An 18,387-nucleotide genomic window follows, 5' to 3' on the forward strand; every position below is an offset into this window, starting at 1 on the left:
GTGAATTTCAAATATTCACTGATCTCTTTTTCTAATTGGATGATAGATTCTTATTGTCCATTGCCAGAATCTGAGCCGCCGGTATTGCCGGAATCAGTGCCGCCACCGGTATTACCGGAATCGCCACCGGTATTACCGGAATCGCCACCAGTATTACCGGAATCGCCACCGGTATTACCAGAATTGCCACTATTATTACCGGAATCAGTGCCGCCGCCGGTATTGCCGGAATCACCGCCGGTACCACCGGTAGTATCCCCATTAGTGCCGGTAGAGTTACCGGAGGAGTTTCCACCCGTTGTACTATTAGAATCGGATTTGTCATTCGAATTTTTTGTACTGTTTGTGGTAGTTGACTTGCTTGCATGTCCGGAACATGTCTCGGTCGGGACAGTATCCGGATCAAACCATTCGGTCTGTGACGGACAGCCGGAACCGGCAAGTTTACCGGAAATTGTACATACGCTCTTCTGAACGAGAGAACCTGGCATCGCGAAGTCTTTGTAGGTTAGTCCCAAAGCTTCATCGATCCGGTTCATGATCTTAGCCCAGATCTTGAAATGATAGTTCCAGCTTCCTTCAGACATTTCCTGGTTACCATCGTAACCCATCCAGATACCACAGGTATAATACGGTGTAAATCCTTCGAACCAGAAGTCACGGTTGTCGGAGGTTGTACCGGATTTACCGGATGCAGGCATATTATTGAGCTGTGCATCGGTTGCAGTACCCTTTGCGACAACATCCTGCATGGCGTTGGTAAGAAGTGCTGCAGTTGTATCTTTGATCACAGTGTGGCTTTCCGGATTGGAGTTGTCGATCAGGACATTACCATCATGATCCAATACCTTTGTGTACAGGGATGGTTTGTTATATACACCGCCGTTTGCAATGGATGCATAGGCTGCTGTCAGTTCATAGTTGTAAACACCATGGGAAATACCACCAAGAGCAAGAGACTCTACAGCATCGTCTTCGGTAAGTGTGGAAAGACCAAATTTCTCGCAGTATTCAAAACCAAGATTGATACCAATCTTATTCAATGTCTTTACCGCAATGATGTTCATGGACTGTTCGATCGCCTGACGGTATGTTACGGTACCTTTATAGTAATCGCCCCACCAGTTATGAACCTGATGATGTTCCAGGTCGTGCTGATAGTAGTATTCTTCATCAACTTCGGTGGTAGCAAGTGTAAGATCTGCGCTGTCCAATGCCGGAGCGTATACGGCAAGAATCTTGAATGTAGAACCTGCGTTACGGGTAGAACCCTTGTATGCGCGGTTCAGTCCACGGTTGGTTGTCTTTTGTCCACGGCCACCGACAAGAGCTTTGATCTGCCCTGTTTTCTGATCGATGATGGTCAGTGAAGTCTGCGGCTGTGGAGAGAGGTTGACATACTCATCATAGGTCTCGCCATCCTGGAGAAGACTGTTACGGAATGCGTCAATTCTTTCCTGTGCAGCTTCCTGTGATCCGAAGAGAAGTCCTTCATCATCACCGTACTGATCTGCCCCGAATTGTTTCAGGTGTCCGGCACTGTAGTTATCTACCGAGCCATCAGTATGATAGACTGTGAGGGCATAATCAACACCCCAGTCAATATTGGCCGGATAATTGTTGTCATCATTCAATTCTTCATCACAGATGTTCTGCATCGTAAGATTCTGAGTTGAATAAATGGTGAGACCACCGCTGTACAGTGCGTTCTCTGCCTGTGTCTGGGAATATCCAAGTCCGTCTTCTGAGGTGAGATCTTCGATCAGCTGCTCAGACAGGGCATCAACAAAATAAGAGTTGACGGTGTTGGTCTCTTCGATCCGTGTATTTACGTTCTGAATTCTGGAATATACGTCATCTGCCAGTGCCTCATCATGGGCAGCCTGGTCGATCCAGCCCTGATCGAGCATATTATCCAGAACTTTTTTGCGGCGGGTTGCGTTGTCTTCCGGATTGGTGATCGGATTGTATCTTCCCGGATTCTGTGTGATTGCAGCGATGGTTGCAGATTCGGAAAGGTTAAGTTCATTGACATCCTTATTAAAATATCTCTGTGCGGCTGACTGTACTCCCAGACAGTCCTGACCAAGGTTGATCGTGTTCAGGTAGCTTTCAAGGATTGAATCTTTATCAAGCTGCTTTTCAACCTGAATTGCGAGATACTGTTCCTGGATCTTACGTTCCAGCTTTTCTTCAAAAGTGCTTTCATTTACAAAGTCAGGGAAGACATTGTTCTTGATCAGCTGCTGGGTAATGGTACTGGCTCCTTCAGAGAAGTTGCCACCATGAGTGATACCAACAACAAAAGCACGGATAATACCTTGGATATCAACACCGTTATGCTTGTAAAAACGGGAGTCTTCGATTGCGACGAATGCATGCTGCAGATCCTCCGGGATCTGATCAATCGTCTTATATACACGGTTGGCACCTGCACCGGTGAATTCGGCTATTGTTGTCGTGCCGTCATCTGCAAGTGCGGTGGACGTATAACCCTGTGGTTTGATGCTGTCAGCTGTAATCTCAGGTGCATTATCAATCACATGCTTGATGATAAAGCCACCTCCGATCGCTGCGAGGATACAGCAGACAAAGATACATAATAGAAAACCTTTAAAAAGGCGAACGCCCAGTTTCTTTTTGTGCATATTCTTTTTCGATGTTATGCGTTTTTGTTTTTTAGAAGCTTTTCGCTTTCCATAATTCATGAATGCTTCCTCCTTCATATTGCAATATTATATCAAACTTGATAATCTAAATAAAGGAAAAATTGAAAACTTCAATGTTCCATTTTACAAAATTAAGAAAAATTTCGGAAATATAGGGAAATTGTAACATTTTTGTAATTTTCTTGCATCTGAAGAAATAGATTTGTATACTGGGAATAGTGAAAATATAAGGAAAATGAAGGGAAAAACGCAGACATGCAGGAAGAATACAAAACAGTATACCGGGGAGGAGAAGGGGAAATTGTTGAAAAGAAATCCCGTTTTATCGCAACGGTAAGACCGGTACACTCAGAAGAAGAAGTACTGGCATTTATAGAAGAAGTGAAGAAAAAATACTGGGACGCAAGACATAACTGTTTTGCTTATGTGATCGGTGTAACAAATCCAACTCTGAGATGTAGTGATGACGGGGAGCCTGCAGGTACAGCAGGAAAACCGATGCTGGATGTGCTTACAGGGGAAGGTCTTCACGATACGGCGGTTGTTGTGACCAGGTATTTTGGCGGGACGCTTCTGGGAACAGGTGGTCTGGTGCGGGCTTATCAGGGAGCAGTAAAGGAAGGTCTTCAGGCAAGTACTGTGATCACAAAGCGCCTGGGTTACCGGTATGAGATTGGAACGGATTATACCGGACTTGGGAAGATCCAGTATATCCTCGGACAACGGCAGATCAGTGTGCAGGATACACAGTATACGGATAAAGTGCTGATGAAAGTGATTCTGCCTTATGATCAGGAGCAATGTGTGGTTTCCGAGATTACAGAGGGAACAAATGGACAGGCTGTGATCGAAAAAGGAGACAGCTGCTATTTTGCGGAGGATGGAAAAGAAATCCTGGTTTTTGAGGAATAGAACAGGAAAAAGAACCCCTATACAGAACGGAGAATCCGTTCTGTATAGGGGTTTTAATGTCTTAGTATACAGGAGGAACTGCAGACAGCAGGTTCTCTGTATGAGCTTATTGGTTTACTGGAATTCCGGTTCGATCAGACCGTAGGTTCCATTCTTTCTCTTATATACGACATTGACTTCGTCTGTCTCAGCATTGCTGAATACGTAGAAGTTATGTCCGAGAAGTTCCATCTGAATGCAGGCATCCTCCGGGAACATTGGTTTGATGCCGAAACGTTTGGTACGGACGATCTCAATCTCATCTGACTCTGCTGCCGAAGTATCGGATTCAATAAATTCCTGACGGAAATCATGTCCGCCCTGCTGTTTTGCAATCAGTTTGGTTTTATACTTTCTGAGCTGACGCTCGATAATTTCTTCTACGAGATCAATGGATACATACATATCGCTGCTTTCCTGCTCGGAACGGATAATGTTTCCTTTTACAGGGATCGTAACTTCGATTTTCTGACGTTCTTTTTCTACACTGAGTGTAACGATAATGTCAGTTTCAGGAGTAAAATACTTTTCCAGTTTTCCTAATTTCTGTTCTACAGCCTGTCTGAGACCAGGTGTGATGTCAATGTTTCTTCCGCTAATGATAAAATTCATACAGCTCAACTCCTTTTTTCTCATATTTCTCATAGTATGTACGGAGATAAGTGCATCTATAAGAGCTTGACCGGCAGGATGTATAGATAGTTTTTATATCCTTCCGGCTATAGCTACATTATACTCTATCATAGGGGAGAGATGCAATGGTAAATGCAAAAAAATTATTAAAATTCTGTAAAGAAAACTGAATTATCAGAAAATTCTGTCAATGTATGGAGCGGATTACTTCGATACGACTGATCTTGCCGTTATGCATTTTGGCAACGCGCAGACCAAAATTGTCGAAGAATGTACTTGCACCAACACCAATTTCTGTTTTTTCCTGTTCAAATCTTTTAGTGATCACGTCATATAAGGTTTGTTCATCTTCATACGGAATATGGACGTGCAGGATGCTGTTTACAATCCGTGCTTTTGTAGTAGCACGGAAAATGATTTTTTCAGATTCATCAAATTCAATAAAAAGGAACTTTCTGGTTGCAAATAAAAGTGCGATGGAGATCACACCGATCAGGCTGGATACCGGATTATTATGTGCCATGATCACCTGTCTGGCGATGGCAAATAACAGCACCTCAAACACAGTGGAAGGCTTGTGCTGATAAAGCATACGGATCAGCTCGACACCAATGATCAGATTGAAACAGGTTTCTACCAGGTCTTCGTAATTTGGATAAATATTCAGATCCGGAACATTTGGCATGGACAGGATCAGCTGGACAAGCAGAATGATGATTCCGGCAGCCAGAACGAATGAAATGATAAATTCCAGAAGTACGGTCAGCTTATGGAGTGCTGCGTTTAAGTATTTTTTCATAAAAAATCCCCCTTGTTCGTTGTATACAAAGATTGTAACGGATACAAGGGGGAAGTGTAAAGAAAAATCTATAGTTTTTTACTGGAAATTGCTTCTCTTACGGAGTTTAGGATCCAGAATCTTTTTACGGATACGCAGGCTCTTCGGTGTGACTTCCAGAAGTTCATCGGTATCGATGAAATCAAGTGCTTCTTCCAGACTGAGGATTCTCGGCGGAGTAAGCTTTAAGGCTTCATCAGCACTTGAAGAACGGGTATTGGTAAGGTGTTTGGTCTTACATACATTCAGTTCGATATCATCTGTCTTCGCATTCTGACCGATTACCATACCGGAGTAAACCTTTTCACCAGGTCCGATGAAGAGTGTTCCACGATCCTGTGCGTTGAACAGACCGTAAGCTACAGCTTCACCTGTCTCGAAGGCGATCAAGGATCCCTGGCTTCTGTACTGGATATCTCCTTTATACGGAGCGTAGCAGTCAAAGGCTGTGTTCATGATACCGTTACCTTTTGTATCGGTCAGGAATTCTCCACGATAACCGATCAGACCTCTTGACGGGATGGAGAATTCAAGACGGGTGTATCCGCCATTAGACATTCCCATGTTGCGGAGTTCGCCTTTTCTCTGGCTTAATTTATCAATAACTATACCTGTAAATTCATCCGGTACATCAATGTATACGGTTTCCATTGGCTCGAGCTGCTTGCCGTTTTCGTCTTTTTTGTAAAGAACTTCGGCTTTGCTGACTGCGAATTCATAACCTTCACGACGCATGTTTTCAACGAGGACGGAAAGATGAAGCTCTCCACGTCCGGATACCTTGAAGCTGTCTGTGTTGTCTGTCTCTTCAACACGAAGGCTGACGTCTGTATTCAGTTCACGGAACAGACGGTCACGGAGGTGACGGGAAGTGACGAATTTACCCTCCTGTCCTGCAAACGGACTGTCGTTGACAACGAACTGCATTGCGATCGTAGGCTCGGAAATCTTCTGGAATTCGATCGGAACCGGATTGTCCGGCGAACAGATCGTATCACCGATGGAAATATCTGCAATACCGGAGATTGCAACGATAGAACCGATGCCTGCTTCTTTTACTTCTACTTTATTCAGACCGTCAAATTCATATAATTTGCTGATCTTTACTTTTTTCTGTTTGTCCGGATCATGATGGTTTACAACAACTACATCCTGGTTGACAGAAATCGTTCCGTTATCGACTTTTCCAACACCGATACGGCCAACGTATTCATTGTAATCGATGGTGCTGATCAGCATCTGTGTACCTGCATCAGGATCTCCTTCCGGAGCCGGGATGTAATCCAGGATGGTCTCAAACAGAGGAACCATGTCTTTCGGTTCATCGTCGATATTGTAAGTTGCATATCCGTCTCTTGCAGAAGCAAAAAGGAACGGGCAGTCAAGCTGTTCGTCAGATGCGCCCAGATCGATGAGAAGTTCAAGAACTTCATCGATAACTTCATCCGGACGTGCTTCCGGACGGTCGATCTTGTTGATACATACGATAACCGGGAGCTTCAGTGCAAGAGCTTTTTTCAAAACAAATTTGGTCTGTGGCATGGCACCTTCAAAAGCGTCAACCAGAAGAACCACTCCATTGACCATCTTAAGGACACGTTCTACTTCTCCGCCGAAATCGGCATGTCCAGGAGTGTCAATGATATTGATCTTTGTATTTTTATAAACAACTGCAGTGTTTTTGGAAAGAATGGTAATTCCACGTTCACGTTCGATATCGTTGGAATCCATTACTCGTTCGGCTACTTCCTGATTTTCACGGAAAACACCGCTCTGTTTTAAAAGTTCATCTACTAATGTTGTTTTACCATGGTCAACATGGGCGATGATAGCGATATTTCTAATGTCTTCACGTTTTGTCTTCATATTCTCAAAACCCTTCTTATTACCTATTTAAAGTTACAACCCGTATAGTTTATCACATTTTGAAAAATTTACAAGTAGAAAGAAAAAAATTTGACTTTCTGCAAAAAAAGAGTTTACTTTTTGTTCTAAAAACTGGAAAAGCTTCATAGATTAGATAGTGATCAAGAGTAAGAACGCGGTAAAATACGCCTGCGAAGAGGAAGGAGATTTACATTATTATGTCAGATAAGATTATTGAAAATAACCAGGTAACGATCATGGGAAAGGTAGCAACTGAATTTTCATTCAGCCATGAGGTCTTTGGAGAAGGCTTTTATATGGTAGAGGTAGAAGTGAAAAGACTGAGCAATTCAGAAGACCGTATTCCGCTGATGATCTCAGAGAGGCTGATCGACGTGACACAGGATTATACCGGAGAGTATATTATGGTGCACGGACAGTTCCGCTCTTACAATCGGCATGAAGAGCAGAAAAACCGTCTGGTATTATCCGTATTTGTACGGGAGATTTCCTTTATGGAAGAAGAACCTGACGGGACAAAGACCAACAGTATCTGGCTGGATGGTTATATCTGCAAGGAACCGATCTACCGAAAGACACCGCTTGGAAGGGAGATTGCAGATCTTTTGCTTGCGGTTAACCGCCCATATGGAAAATCGGATTACATTCCATGTATCTGCTGGGGGAGAAATGCAAGATATGCCTCCGGCTTTGAAGTGGGAGAGCATGTACAGCTTCTGGGAAGGATCCAGAGCAGGGAATATGTAAAACGGATTTCAGATACCGAGACAGAAAAGAGGGTTGCTTATGAAGTTTCGGTCAGTAAACTGGAAAAGACTCTGATTGACAGTGCCTGCATTTAATGCTAAACTTGATTTGATCGTTTAGTATCATAAAGCAACATGTCAGGAGGAATATTATGGCTATATTTACAGGATCAGGAGTGGCACTTGTAACGCCGTTTCATGAGGACGAGAGTATAAATTATGACAAACTGGATGAAATGCTGGACTACCATTGTACACATGGGACCGACAGTATTATCATCTGCGGAACAACAGGTGAATCCTCTACTTTATCAGAAGAAGAGCACATGGAATGCATCAAATTTGCGATCGAGCGTGTCAAGGGAAGAATCCCGGTGATCGCAGGTACCGGTTCCAACAGTACCTACACAACGATCCAGATGTCAAAAGAGGCAGTAGAAGACGGTGCAGACGGACTGCTGCTTGTAACACCATATTATAACAAATGTACACAGGACGGACTGATCGCACATTATACCGCTGTTGCAAAAGAAGCAAAAGCACCAATTATCCTTTACAGTGTGGCGAGCCGTACCGGTGTGAATATTGCTCCGGAGACAGTTGCAGCTTTACATAAAAATATAGAGAATATTGTTGCGGTAAAAGAAGCATCAGGCAATATTTCCCAGATTTCAAAGATCATGCAGCTGACAGATGGCAAGATCGATCTGTATTCAGGCAATGATGACCAGATCGTACCGCTCCTTTCTGTTGGAGGAAAGGGTGTCATCTCAGTTCTTGCGAACGTGGCTCCGCAGTATACACATGACATCTGTGCAAAGTTCTTTGAAGGAGATGTCAAGGGAAGCTGTAAGATGCAGCTGGATGCGATTCCGCTGATCGAGAAGTTATTCTGTGAAGTGAATCCGATTCCGGTTAAAAAGGCTTTAAATCTGATGGGATGGCAGGCAGGTCCTCTGCGTATGCCTCTGACAGAGATGACAGAAGCACATACAGCACAGCTTGCAAAAGAACTGGAAGCATTTGGAATTAAACTGGCATAATAAAGGGTCAGATTATAGAGAAAAGGGACTGACTGGAGTATCCATCAGTTCCTTTTGTGCTATACAGGAATTTGTGAAAAGATACACAAGAAAATGGAGATAACAAGGAGGAATACAAAATGGTTAAGGCAATTATGCATGGATGTAACGGAAAAATGGGACAGGTGATCTCGGGACTTGTAAAGGAGGATGATGTGATCGAGATCGTGGCAGGTATTGATAAATTCACCGGAATCGAGAATCCGTACCCGGTATTTACAAGCCTTGCAGAGTGTGATGTGCAGGCAGATGTTGTGATTGATTTCTCAAACGCAGCAGCAGTTGATGAGCTTCTGGATGTATGTGTGGAGAAAACTCTTCCGGTTGTTCTTTGCACAACAGGACTTTCTGAGGAACAGCTTGCAAAGGTGAAAGAAGCAGGAGAAAAAGTTGCGGTTCTCCGTTCTGCAAACATGTCACTGGGAGTCAATCTTTTGATGAAGCTTTTAAAGGATGCAGCAAAGGTTCTTGCTCCGGCAGGCTTTGATATTGAAATTGTAGAAAAACATCATAATCAGAAAGTTGATGCTCCAAGTGGAACAGCGATCGCACTTGCAGATTCGATTAATGAAGCGATGGCTGACCAGTATGTATACAATTATGACCGCAGTCATGAACGAAAAAAACGTGAGAAAAACGAAATCGGGATCGTTGCAGTACGTGGAGGTACGATCGTTGGACAGCATGACGTCATCTTTGCGGGGGCAGATGAAGTGATCGAATTCCACCACACTGCATATTCAAAAGCAATTTTTGGAAAAGGTGCAGTTGAAGCTGCCAAATTCCTGGCTGGAAAACCGGCAGGAATGTACGATATGAGTGATGTGATCGGACTGTAAGCAGAAAAAGCTTTTATACAAGAGGGAGGAAGTTATGAAAGCATTAGAGGAGAAATATCTGGAAGGGCTGTCGGAATTATTTCCATCAATCGCAGCTGCGTCCACAGAAATTATTAATTTACAGGCAATCGTGAATCTTCCAAAAGGAACGGAACATTTTCTGACGGATATTCACGGAGAATATGAAGCGTTTGCACATGTGCTGAAGAACGGATCGGGTTCGGTAAAGCGCAAGGTCGATGATGTATTTGCAAACACAATGAGCAGTCGGGACAAGCAGACGCTGGCAACCTTGATCTACTATCCGCGGGAGAAGATGGAGCGGATCCGGGAAGAAGAACAGAATATGGATGACTGGTACAAGATCATGCTGTACCGTCTGATCGAGGTAGCAAAACGTTCGGCGAGCAAATATACCAGATCGAAGGTCAGAAAAGCACTCCCGAAGGATTTTGCATATGTGATCGAGGAACTGATCACAGAAAAGTCAGGAATGACAGATAAGGAATCATATTATAATTCGATCATCAGTACAATTATCCAGATCGGAAGAGCGGAGGAATTTATTGTAGCCTTATGTGAACTGATCCAGCGTCTGGTTGTGGATCACCTGCATATTGTCGGTGATATTTACGACAGAGGTCCGGGACCGCATCTGATCATGGACAAGCTGATGGAGTATCATTCGGTGGACATCCAGTGGGGGAATCATGATATCCTGTGGATGGGAGCGGCAGCGGGGCAGAAATGCTGTATTGCGAATGTAATCCGTATCTGTGCCCGCTATGGGAATCTGGATATTCTGGAGGATGGATATGGGATCAATCTGCTTCCGCTTGCAACTTTCGCATGGAAACAGTATGCAAAAGATCCCTGTGAATGCTTTTTATTAAAAGGGCAGGACAACTGCAAACCACAGGAGATGGAACTGAATATGAAAATGCACAAGGCAATTTCTGTTATCCAGTTCAAAGTAGAAGGACAGGCAGCAGAGCTTTATCCGGAATTTGGTTTCCAGAGAAGAAACTTTCTGGATAAGATCAACTACGAGGAAGGGACTATAACGATAGGAGGAAAAATCTATCAGCTTCTGGATGATTATTTTCCGACCATAGATCCGAAGAATCCATATCAGCTTTCAGCTGAAGAAGAAGAGATCATGAACCGCCTGGTGAAAGCGTTCCAGAGCTGTGAAAAATTGCAGCGGCATATGCGTTTTCTTTTGAACAAAGGAAGTCTTTACAAGATTTACAATTCCAATCTGCTGTATCACGGCTGTGTTCCACTGAATGATGACGGATCACTCAGAAAGGTAAAGATATACGGTAAAAGCTATCAGGGAAGGACACTTTATGATGTGATGGAGTCCTATGTGAGAAAAGGATTTTTTGCGGTAGATCCGGATGAAAAGAAAAAAGGGCGTGACCTGATGTGGTATATCTGGCAGGGTGCGAATTCTCCTCTTTTCGGCAAAGATAAAATGGCGACCTTTGAGCGTTATTTCCTTGCAGAAAAGGAGCTGTGGAAAGAGAAAAAGAATGCGTATTATCTTCTTCTTGAAGATGAAAATGTGATGAACGGAATTCTGGATGAATTTGGCCTGGACAGAGAAATTTCCCATATCATCAACGGACATGTTCCGGTGAAAACGAAAAATGGAGAGAATCCGGTTAAATGTGGTGGAAAAGTGCTTGTAATTGATGGCGGATTTTCAAAAGCGTACCAGAAAGAAACCGGAATTGCAGGATACACGCTGATCTATAATTCCTATGGACTGATCCTTGCGGCGCATGATCCGTTTGAATCGACGGAGGCAGCTATTGAAAAAGAAAGAGATATTCATTCGGACAGTGTGATCGTAAAACGGACACTCGAACGCAAGACGGTAGGAGATACTGATGTTGGAAAAGTACTGAAGGAACGGATCGCGGATCTGGAGGCATTGCTGGATGCTTACAGAAGTGGTCAGATCATCGAAAAAATTTAAAAATAAGTATAAAAATCCTTTTTCTGCGGATAGTAATAGTACAAGTATTTTACAGAAAAAGGAGAATTACAACATGCAATATCTAAGAAGAATGGTTCTGGTTTTTACCTGTGTGATGCTGATGGGAGGAATTACGGCGTGTGGAAATGGTGATAACGCTGCAAATCCGGATACGAATACCGGTGGGACGAATCAGAATGGAACGGTAAATGATGTCACAAACGATATCGGAGATGGTGTTGAGGATGCAGTAGATGATGTGGAAGACGGAGTCGATGATATGACCAGAAACAGGACAGAGGACCGGAATGTAAATGATAATCATACAATAGATGGTCAGGAATAGGGAAAAGGCAAGACTTTGCGGAAAAGTCTTGCCTTTTTTACAGACAAAAGGTAGTAAAATGTCCGTGGGTGTGATACAATATGACGGTATGTAAAGACGAGATCAACAGAAAAAGCGGAGGACTTCATGAAATTTCGACCATGTATAGATATTCATAATGGTGCAGTCAAGCAGATTGTGGGTGGCAGCCTGAAAGATGCGGGAAATGCAGCGGTAGAAAATTACATATCCAGACAGGATGCAGATTATTATGCGACAATGTATAAGAAAGATGGACTTACCGGAGGACACATTATTTTGCTGAATCCGCCGGCATCGGAATACTATGATGCGACAAAGGCACAGGCACTGAAAGCACTACATGCCTATCCGGGCGGAATGCAGATCGGCGGAGGAATTACTGCAGAAAATGCTGCAGAGTATCTGGAGGAAGGGGCAAGTCATGTGATCGTTACATCCTATGTATTTCAGAATGGACAAGTGCGGTATGACCGGCTGGACCGGCTGAAAAAGGCAGTAGGGAAAGAGCATCTGGTACTGGATCTCAGCTGCCGGAGACGCGAGAACAGTTATTATATTGTAACCAACAGATGGCAGACATTTACCGAGCTCAGACTGATACCGGAGGTCCTGGAAGAGCTGTCCGGATGGTGTGATGAATTTCTGGTTCACGGGGTTGATGTAGAAGGAAAAGCATCTGGTACAGAGGAGGATCTGGTCAGGATGCTTGCGGCGTGGAACGGACTTCCGATCACCTATGCCGGTGGAATTGGAAGCATGGAGGATCTGCGGGAGTTTGCACGGATCAGCGGGGAAAAGCTGGACTATACGATCGGCAGTGCACTGGATCTTTTTGGCGGTAAGATTCCGTATGCCGAGCTGACAGAACCGGTGAAATAAACTGATTGAAGAATAAAAGAAATGGTGCTACAATGGATACTGTCTATCTATAGCGGAAAAAAGCAAAACACTTCAGACAGAAGTGATAAGCAAGGAATATAAGGAGCTTAATAAAATGGGAATTATTGAAAAGATATTTGGAACGCACAGCGAACATGAATTGAAGCGAATCTACCCGATCGTGGATCATATTGATGCGCTGGAGCCGGAGATGCAGAAGCTCTCCGATGAGGAATTGAAAGAAAAGACGAAAGAATTCAAGGAGAGGCTTGCAAAAGGAGAGACACTGGACGATCTTCTTCCGGAAGCGTTTGCTGTTGTAAGAGAGGCAGCTGTCCGTGTACTTGGAATGCGCCACTACCGTGTACAGATGATCGGGGGTATCATCCTGCATCAGGGCCGTATTGCCGAGATGAAGACCGGTGAAGGTAAAACACTTGTATCTACACTGCCGGCATACTTAAATGCACTGACCGGAGAAGGGGTGCATATTGTAACAGTCAACGACTATCTGGCAAAGCGTGATGCTGAGTGGATGGGAAAGGTTCATGAATTCCTGGGACTGACTGTTGGAGTTGTTCTGAACCAGATGGATAATGATGAACGACGTGCAGCGTATAATTGCGATATCACTTATGTGACGAATAATGAACTTGGTTTCGATTACCTCCGTGATAACATGGTTATCTACAAAGAACAGCTGGTACAGCGCGGTATGAAATATGCACTTATCGATGAGGTTGACTCAGTTCTGATCGATGAAGCGAGAACACCGCTTATCATTTCCGGACAGAGTGGAAAGTCAACCAGACTTTACGAAGCATGTGATGTTCTGGCAAGACAGCTGGAGAGAGGTGAAGCAAGCGGGGAATTCTCTAAGATGAACGCCATTATGGGAGAAGAGATCGAAGAGACCGGAGACTTCATTGTCAATGAAAAAGAAAAGAATATCAACCTGACCGAAGAGGGTGTGAAGAAGGTTGAGAAGTTCTTCCATATTGAGAACCTTGCTGACCCGGAGAACCTGGAGATCCAGCACAACATCATTCTGGCACTGCGTGCACATAATCTGATGTTCCGTGACCAGGATTATGTAGTAAAAGATGATGAGGTCCTGATCGTTGATGAATTTACCGGACGTATCATGCCGGGACGCCGTTATTCTGACGGACTTCATCAGGCAATCGAAGCAAAAGAGCATGTAAAGGTCAAGAGAGAAAGCAAGACTCTGGCTACCATTACATTCCAGAATTTGTTTAATAAATATGAGAAGAAATCCGGTATGACAGGTACAGCCCTCACAGAGGAACAGGAGTTCCGTGATATTTACGGAATGGACGTTATTGAGATTCCGACGAATGTTCCGGTACAGAGAATTGACCTGGAGGATGCCGTTTACAAATCAAAGAAAGAGAAATTTAACGCGGTTATTGATGCAATCTGTGAAGCGCATGAAAAAGAACAGCCGGTTCTGGTTGGTACGATCACGATCGAAACTTCCGAGCTCCTCAGTAAGATGCTCAGTAAACGCGGCGTAAAACATAATGTACTGAATGCCAAGTTCCATGAACTGGAGGCTGAGATCGTTGCACAGGCAGGACAGCATGGGGCTGTTACGATCGCAACCAACATGGCAGGCCGTGGTACGGATATCAAGCTTGATGAAGAATCAAGAGCAGCCGGCGGACTGAAGATCATCGGTACAGAACGTCATGAATCCCGTCGTATTGACAACCAGTTGCGTGGACGTGCCGGACGTCAGGGCGATCCGGGAGAATCCAGATTCTATATTTCTCTGGAGGATGACCTGATGCGTCTGTTCGGTTCCGAGAGACTGATGGATGTATTTACCAAGCTTGGAGTAGAAGAAGGAGAACAGATCGAGCACAAGATGCTTTCAAGTGCGATTGAGAAGGCTCAGAAGAAGATTGAGAGCAATAACTTTGGTATTCGTAAGAACCTGCTTGAATATGACCAGGTAATGAATGAACAGAGAGAGATCATCTACGATGAAAGACGCAGAGTCCTTGACGGTGAGAATATGAGAGATTCTATCTTCCATATGATCACAGACTTTGTGGAAAATACTGTCGATGCCAATCTTTCTGAGGAACAGGATTTTGAAGAATGGGATCTTGGAGCAATGAACCGTGAACTTCTGGATGTGATTCCAACGCTTCCGCCGGTTACGGAGGAGGATGCAAAGGATAAAGAGCCAAAAGAGATCAAGCATCTCCTGAAAGAACGTGCTGCAAAAGCATACGAAGAAAAAGAAGCACAGTTCCCGGAAGCAGAGCATCTGCGTGAGGTGGAGCGTGTGTTCCTTCTGCGTGTGATCGATGCAAAATGGATGGATCACATTGATGATATGGATCAGTTACGTCAGGGAATCGGTCTGCAGGCTTACGGACAGAGAGATCCTCTGGTTGAATACAAGATGATCGGATATGATATGTTCGGTGAAATGACACGTGCAATCGAAGTGGATACAGTCAGACTTCTCTTCCATGTTAATGTAGAACAGAAGGTTGAAAGAGAACAGGTTGCAAAGGTAACCGGTACCAATAAAGATGACAGTGTTGCAAAGGGTCCAAAGGTACGTGCCGAGAAAAAGATATATCCAAATGATCCATGCCCGTGTGGAAGCGGCAAGAAATACAAACAGTGCTGTGGAAGAAAATAAATACGACTGTTTGGATTTTTATATAATTTTATGAGATTTGAGGTGATACAGTGGTTGAATTAGACGGATTTAAGCAGACATTAAATGCGTATGAAGAACCCCTGAAGGAAATGAGGGATTCACTTTGACCTGGCAGGCAAAGAAAAACGGATTGAAGAGCTGGAAAGAAAGATAGAAGAACCGGGGTTCTGGGACAAGACAGAGCTTTCGCAGAGGATCATGAAGGAACTCCGGAAAATGCAGGACTGTGTGAAGGAGGTCCGGGATCTGGAAAGTTCATATGAAGATATCAATGCACTGATTGAACTTACGGAAGAGGAAGAAGACCGGGAGATGATCAAAGAGATCCAGCGTGAGATCGCTAAATTTGAAAAAGAATTTGAAGATCTCAGGATCCGGACGCTTCTTTCGGGAGAATATGATTCCTGCAATGCAATCGTGACACTGCATGCAGGAGCCGGAGGAACAGACAGCTGTGACTGGGCAAATATGCTGTATCGTATGTATACAAGATATGCACAGTCAAAAGGATTTCAGATAACCGTGCTGGACTATCAGGACGGAGATATTACCGGACTGAAAGGAATCACGTTTGAAGTAACGGGAGATAATGCATATGGCTATTTTCAGTCAGAAAAGGGAGTGCACCGTCTGGTGCGTATTTCTCCGTTTAATTCAGCAGGCAAGAGGCAGACATCTTTTGCATCCTGTGATGTGATACCGGATATTGAAGATGATATTGACATTGAGCTGAATGACGACGACCTGCGGATCGATACCTACCGTTCGAGCGGAGCCGGAGGACAGCATATCAACAAGACTTCGTCTGCAGTGCGGATCACGCATCTTCCGACAGGAATCGTAGTGCAGTGCCAGAATGAACGTTCGCAGCTTTTTAATAAGGACAAAGCGATGCAGATGTTGAAAGCCAAGCTGTATCTTTTGAAAAAGCAGGAGCAGGAAGAAAAGGTATCCGGCATCCGGGGGGAAGTTCAGGATATCAATTTTGGAAGCCAGATCCGATCCTATATTTTACATCCTTACAATCTGGTCAAGGATCACCGTACCGGTGAAGAGACCGGAAATGTAAGTGCAGTTCTGGATGGGGAGCTGGATCCATTTATCAATGCTTATCTGAAACAGAGGAGTAACAATGGATAATACAAAGTACTATGTGGTAAAGAAAAAAGCAGTGCCGGAGGTGCTCATAAAGGTTGTCGAGACAAAGAGACTGCTCGCAACCAGACGTGGAATGACTATTCAGGAAGCGACAGAAGAGATCGGTATCAGCAGAAGTTCTTTCTATAAATATAAGGATGATATTTTCCCATTTCACGAAAATGAAAAAGGAAGGACTGTTACGATGGTTATTCAGCTTGATGATACACCGGGGGTTATGGCAGAGCTTTTAAACGCGGTGGCAAGGTATCAGGCGAATATCCTGACTATTCACCAGAGTATTCCGATCAACGGGGTGGCAACACTGACGCTCAGTGTGGAGGTGTTGCAGACAACGAAGAATCTGTCGGAGATGGTGGAAGAGATTGAACAGCATTCAGGTGTGCATTATTTGAAAATCGTAGGCAGGGAGTAGACAAAAAGATGAAGATTGCAGTATTGGGTTATGGTACCGTAGGTTCTGGTGTGGTAGAGGTTCTGGATGTAAATCAGAAGCTGATCGCGTCACGGGCAAAAGAAGAAATTGAAGTAAAATATGTGCTGGATCTGAGAAATTTCCCGGGAGATAAGATCCAGGAAAAGATTGTTCATGATTATGAGATTATCCTGAATGATCCGGAGATTGGAATTGTAGTAGAAGTGATGGGCGGTGTGGAACCGGCGAATACCTTTGTCAGAAAAGCACTGGAAGCAGGAAAAAGTGTTGTGACATCCAATAAGGCGTTGGTTGCCAAGCATGGATCCGCACTCCTTAAAACAGCACGGGAAAAGAATGTGAATTTCCTTTTTGAAGCAAGTGTGGGAGGGGGGATTCCAATCCTCCGGGCACTTGGATCATCCCTGACAGGTGATGAGATCGAAGAAATCGCGGGAATCCTGAACGGAACAACCAATTACATGATGACCAGGATGTTCTACGAGGGAGCGAACTATGAAGAGGTTCTCCGTGAAGCACAGAAGAATGGATTTGCAGAGGCAGATCCGACTGCTGATGTGGAAGGACAGGATGCATGCCGGAAGATCGCGATCCTTGCATCGATCATCTCAGGAAAATATGTGGATTTTGAAGAAATTTATACCGAAGGTATTACAAAGATCACAACAGAAGATATGCAGTATGCAAAGGCTCTGGGAATGAATATCAAACTTCTTGCTGAATGTAAGCATGTGGACGGAACTCTTTATGCGGGAGTTGCACCGGTGCTTCTTCATGCAGAACATCCGCTTTACAGTGTGAATGGTGTATTTAATGCCGTATTTGTAAAGGGGAATATGCTGGGAGATGCGATGTTCTACGGAAGTGGGGCAGGAAAGCTTCCGACTGCAAGTGCGGTTGTGGCTGACATTGTGGCAGTTGTACAGAATCAGGGCAGAGATATCATGAATTTCTGGAGCGAAGAAAAGCTTACATTGGAAGACAGAAGCAAGACCAGCAAGAAGTTCCTGGTGAGAATCCTTGGAAATGAGGATGCGTTCAAAGAACGAATCGGCAATGATTTTGGTGAAGTAAGATTTGTAGAGGCAGGGGTCAATGGAGAATTTGGTTTTGTCACACCGGTGATGACCGAGGGAGAATATGAGGAAAAAGCAAAAGCTTATCCGGAAATTCTGCATATGATAAGAGTACAAGAAGAAGTATAAAAGTGC

At 44.1% G+C, this 18,387-nt stretch carries 15 protein-coding genes; 11 read left to right on the plus strand and 4 right to left on the minus strand.

Annotated features, from left to right (window positions below):
- Nucleotides 1–50: 50 nt before the first annotated feature.
- A complete protein-coding gene (locus tag PGY05_RS07250; protein WP_270475585.1) occupies nt 51–2,708 on the minus strand; it encodes a transglycosylase domain-containing protein in 2,658 nt (885 codons plus the stop codon).
- Nucleotides 2,709–2,924: 216 nt separating this feature from the next.
- Between PGY05_RS07250 and PGY05_RS07255 the strand changes: the two genes are divergently transcribed.
- Nucleotides 2,925–3,581, plus strand: coding sequence for a YigZ family protein (locus PGY05_RS07255; RefSeq protein ID WP_008374480.1), 657 nt, complete (start codon nt 2,925–2,927; stop codon nt 3,579–3,581).
- Nucleotides 3,582–3,695: 114 nt separating this feature from the next.
- On the opposite strand, the gene hpf is transcribed toward PGY05_RS07255, so the two are convergent.
- The 3 genes from hpf to typA form a co-directional block, all read right to left on the minus strand.
- Entirely contained in the window at nt 3,696–4,232 is a 537-nt protein-coding gene (hpf, locus tag PGY05_RS07260; RefSeq protein ID WP_022220288.1) for a ribosome hibernation-promoting factor, HPF/YfiA family, read from the minus strand.
- A gap of 208 nt (nt 4,233–4,440) precedes the next feature.
- Nucleotides 4,441–5,052, minus strand: coding sequence for a transporter (locus tag PGY05_RS07265; protein ID WP_008374483.1), 612 nt, complete (start codon nt 5,050–5,052; stop codon nt 4,441–4,443).
- Between the two features lie 78 nt (nt 5,053–5,130).
- Nucleotides 5,131–6,957: a translational GTPase TypA gene (gene typA, locus PGY05_RS07270; RefSeq protein ID WP_008374484.1), complete on the minus strand. Its 1,827-nt coding sequence runs from the start codon at nt 6,955–6,957 to the stop codon at nt 5,131–5,133.
- Between the two features lie 218 nt (nt 6,958–7,175).
- Between typA and PGY05_RS07275 the strand changes: the two genes are divergently transcribed.
- The 10 genes from PGY05_RS07275 (at nt 7,176) to PGY05_RS07320 (ending at nt 18,381) form a co-directional block, all read left to right on the plus strand.
- On the plus strand, nt 7,176–7,820 hold the full coding sequence (locus tag PGY05_RS07275; RefSeq protein WP_008374486.1) for a single-stranded DNA-binding protein: 645 nt from the start codon (nt 7,176–7,178) through the stop codon (nt 7,818–7,820).
- Between the two features lie 56 nt (nt 7,821–7,876).
- The gene (gene dapA / locus PGY05_RS07280) at nt 7,877–8,767 is read left to right on the plus strand and encodes a 4-hydroxy-tetrahydrodipicolinate synthase (protein WP_008374488.1); all 891 of its coding nucleotides are present in this window, start codon (nt 7,877–7,879) and stop codon (nt 8,765–8,767) included.
- A 119-nt stretch (nt 8,768–8,886) separates the two neighbouring features.
- Nucleotides 8,887–9,645, plus strand: a complete 759-nt coding sequence (gene dapB / locus PGY05_RS07285; protein ID WP_022220287.1) for a 4-hydroxy-tetrahydrodipicolinate reductase — start codon at nt 8,887–8,889, stop codon at nt 9,643–9,645.
- A gap of 34 nt (nt 9,646–9,679) precedes the next feature.
- Entirely contained in the window at nt 9,680–11,632 is a 1,953-nt protein-coding gene (locus PGY05_RS07290) for a fructose-1,6-bisphosphatase (RefSeq protein WP_173692251.1), read from the plus strand.
- A 73-nt stretch (nt 11,633–11,705) separates the two neighbouring features.
- Entirely contained in the window at nt 11,706–11,978 is a 273-nt protein-coding gene (locus PGY05_RS07295) for a hypothetical protein (protein ID WP_055156975.1), read from the plus strand.
- Between the two features lie 126 nt (nt 11,979–12,104).
- A complete protein-coding gene (gene hisA / locus PGY05_RS07300) occupies nt 12,105–12,878 on the plus strand; it encodes a phosphoribosylformimino-5-aminoimidazole carboxamide ribotide isomerase (RefSeq protein ID WP_008374497.1) in 774 nt (257 codons plus the stop codon).
- Between the two features lie 115 nt (nt 12,879–12,993).
- Nucleotides 12,994–15,561, plus strand: a complete 2,568-nt coding sequence (gene secA, locus PGY05_RS07305; protein WP_055156979.1) for a preprotein translocase subunit SecA — start codon at nt 12,994–12,996, stop codon at nt 15,559–15,561.
- Nucleotides 15,562–15,611: 50 nt separating this feature from the next.
- A protein-coding gene (gene prfB / locus PGY05_RS07310; protein WP_117556961.1) for a peptide chain release factor 2 occupies nt 15,612–16,722 on the plus strand; the annotation gives its coding sequence in 2 pieces (ribosomal slippage) (nt 15,612–15,686 and nt 15,688–16,722; 1,110 coding nt in all).
- Nucleotides 16,715–17,155: an ACT domain-containing protein gene (locus PGY05_RS07315; RefSeq protein ID WP_008374505.1), complete on the plus strand. Its 441-nt coding sequence runs from the start codon at nt 16,715–16,717 to the stop codon at nt 17,153–17,155. Before prfB ends, PGY05_RS07315 begins: the two co-directional genes overlap by 8 nt.
- Before the next feature lie 8 nt (nt 17,156–17,163).
- Complete coding sequence (locus tag PGY05_RS07320) at nt 17,164–18,381, plus strand: homoserine dehydrogenase (protein WP_022220282.1); 1,218 nt, start codon at nt 17,164–17,166, stop codon at nt 18,379–18,381.
- The last annotated feature ends 6 nt before the right edge of the window (nt 18,382–18,387 follow it).

This window comes from Coprococcus sp. AF51-11b1 (assembly GCF_027682785.1).
Classification (GTDB): Bacteria; Bacillota; Clostridia; order Lachnospirales; family Lachnospiraceae; genus Allocoprococcus; species Allocoprococcus comes.